Annotated in this window: 3 protein-coding genes; all 3 read left to right on the top strand. The window is 61.6% G+C overall.

The genetic code is table 11. The features are described from left to right. The first annotated feature begins 111 nt into the window (after positions 1-111). The 3 genes from ACYP5B_RS42915 (at position 112) to ACYP5B_RS42905 (ending at position 1,934) form a co-directional block, all read left to right on the top strand. Positions 112-339, top strand: a complete 228-nt coding sequence (locus tag ACYP5B_RS42915; RefSeq protein WP_459573649.1) for a hypothetical protein — start codon at positions 112-114, stop codon at positions 337-339. A gap of 157 nt (positions 340-496) precedes the next feature. After that, positions 497-1,135 (top strand): response regulator, encoded by a 639-nt coding sequence (locus ACYP5B_RS42910; protein WP_459573648.1) that lies wholly within the window; start codon positions 497-499, stop codon positions 1,133-1,135. 103 nt (positions 1,136-1,238) lie between these two features. After that, complete coding sequence (locus ACYP5B_RS42905) at positions 1,239-1,934, top strand: Hpt domain-containing protein (protein ID WP_400092910.1); 696 nt, start codon at positions 1,239-1,241, stop codon at positions 1,932-1,934. Positions 1,935-2,710: the final 776 nt, after the last annotated feature.

Raw genomic sequence — 2,710 nt, 5'->3', positions numbered from 1 at the left:
GGGGAGCTACACCTGCGCGAGATTGCACGCGATCGCTCTTGCTACGCCTGCGCCGGACTTCGCCCGGCGACCCACACAGAAGTCTGAAGAACCAAATAAATAAGAGAGAACGTGACCAAGGCAAGCAGAAGAGACTTTGAGTACGGATTGAGTGCGGAGGCATTCAATGAAATCTGCGGCGCGGATCCCGAGGCCTTGCGCCGGCTGCGGCTCGGCATCTCCGTGCTGGAGATCGTCGCGATCCGTTGTGGGTTACAGTGTTCGACAGTGATCTTTTTCTCACTGCGCCGGATATTCCTAGACGCTGAACTGAAGTGCCAGCGCACGATTCAGGGCTGAGTTCTCCCTCCTTTGGGAAATTTCCGATGGCTTATTCGGAAATTTCTCGCCAGCTCTTGGGTAATTTCGCCACATAATCCGCGCTTCACCTTGTTAGTTGCCGGTTGTCGCCCGGCGCAGGTGAGTCTGTTTTTTGGCAATCTTGGGGGGAACGCGAGTGGCAACTATCCTGATCGTCGACGATCACCCCGCACTGCGCCTGGTGGTCAAGACCCCGTTGTCGCAAGTGCTCGGGGTCAGCAATATTCTGGAAGCTGACAATGGCCAGGCCGCAATCGAAGCCGCCAAGCAGTTCGAGCCCGATCTTGCCATCCTGGACCTGGATATTCCCCGTATCAGCGGCCTGGACGTGATCCCGCGCCTGAAGCTGATCTATCCGCCGATCCGGATCCTGGTGATTTCCGGCCAGGACCAGGCCACCTTCGCGCCGCGGGTGCGGCAGGCCGGTGCCCAGGGCTTCGTCAGCAAGATGCAGGACATGAAGGAGATCGTGCGCTGCGTCGAGGCGGTGATGGCCGGCTACATGGTATTTCCCGAGATGCGCTTCGAGCGCGACCTGCCGCAGATCACCCTGCGGGCGGACGAAGAGCGGCTTGAGTTGCTCTCGGACAAGGAGATCGTCATCCTGCAGATGCTGGTCAGGGGATTGTCCAACAAAGCGATCGGGGAGCTGTTATTTATCAGCAACAAGACGGTGAGCAGCCATAAGACCCGCATCATGGGCAAGCTGCAGGTCACCTCGCTGGTGGACCTGGTCGACTTTGCGCGGCGCTGCCGCCTGACCCCGGCCCAATGACGCCAGCCAGTGGCCGCACATCGGCAGGCTTCAACAATATGCAAATGTTCACAAAGGTGAATTCATGATCCGGGCGCTGTTACTCAGTACTACCGAGAGTGGCGTGCAAGCGTTGCAAATCAGCGGGCTCGCGACCGTGCTCGCGGGCCTGGGCTTTTCCGTCGAGCAGGAGGACCTGGCCAGGCCGGATGCGGCTCCCATCACAGGCGAGCAGCCCAGGCTGGTATTGGTCTGGCTTGCCCACGACCATGTCGGTGAGCCCTCGCGCGGCGACTTCGGCCTGTCTGCGGACAGCCTGCTGTTTGCGGTGGTGCAGGCCGGCGCCGACGCGAGCGTGGTTGACGCGGCCCATGGCGCCGCCTTCGATGCCACGCTGAGCGCGCCAGTCAACGCCAGTTCGCTGGCGCGCGCACTGGCCGAGCACGGATTTGTCGCGGTGTCGCCCGGCGAACGCGTGGCCATCGGCACGCTGCTCGACACGCTTGCGGGCGGTGATGCGGATATCGTCAGGGACCTGGTGGACAGCCTGGTCGAAACCAACCGCGCCGATCTCGAGACGATGCGCACGGCACTGATGGATGGCACCTGGCAGCGCTTTGGCAGCGGCGCGCACCGCATCAGGGGCTCGGCCCGGATCCTGGAGTGCGCGGCCCTGGTCACGCTGTGCGGCCGGCTCGAATCCGTTGCCCAGTTCGGCGATCTCGCCACCGCGCAAGCCTTGCTGCCGATTCTTGCCGCATCGGTTGCGGAGCTCGACGCGACGCTTGCCGCGCTGCGCCCGCCGCCCCGCGCGGCCTGAGCGCATCCCCGCTCCCGCCATTGCCATGCTACGGGCGCTGGTGTCCCGTTCCGCTGATTCGTTCGCTGAGCTTGGAGCAGGAATTGTAGGTTGGGGGAAGTGTGCGATGTGTATTGCTTGTGGCCCGCTGAGGCGGGTTTTGGCGCTTGCTGGGCGGGGTTTTCATGCTTCTAGCTGCTGATGCAGAATAGCGTGAGTGGGCGGTGTTTTAGCGCTTCTAGCTGCTGTAGCGGCTGGGCGGTGTTGGCCGTTTTGGAACGTGTGAGATGTCACTTTTCTTTACTCGTAAAGAAAAGTAACCAAAAGAAAGCGATCCTTGCAGGAGGCTGGCGTGGCGTCATTGGGGACCCCAATGGTTTCGTCGTACGGCCCTGGGTGCTAATGGACTCGTGCCGTTACCAGTTTAGATCACCACGACCCTGCCAATGCCCAGAGATTCGTGGTGGTCCCCCCGGTAGCGGCCACCACGAATTTCAAGCCGTCTATCGCTCGCGGCGCGGGCGGCCACGAAGTTGCAAGCGTTCCGTTTCCGTCGTGGGCGCGGTGGCACCGAGGAATAGTTTTGAGGGATTCACCACCGCGCCCACCCCACCACGAAACCATCGCGGTGTGATATATCGTGGCGCTTTGCGCCGGTACCGGCAGATGGGTGAATTGGCAGGGATGCTGCTACCGGGGGCCTCACCACGAAACCAGCGTCATTAACAGGATCGTGGCCATTCAAACCGGTAACGGCACGAGTGAATTAAAACCCGGGGCCTGACGACGAAACCACC

The organism is Cupriavidus sp. 8B (assembly GCF_054589115.1).
Note: the sequence above shows the minus strand (reverse complement) of the source record. Positions and strands in the feature narration are given on the sequence as shown.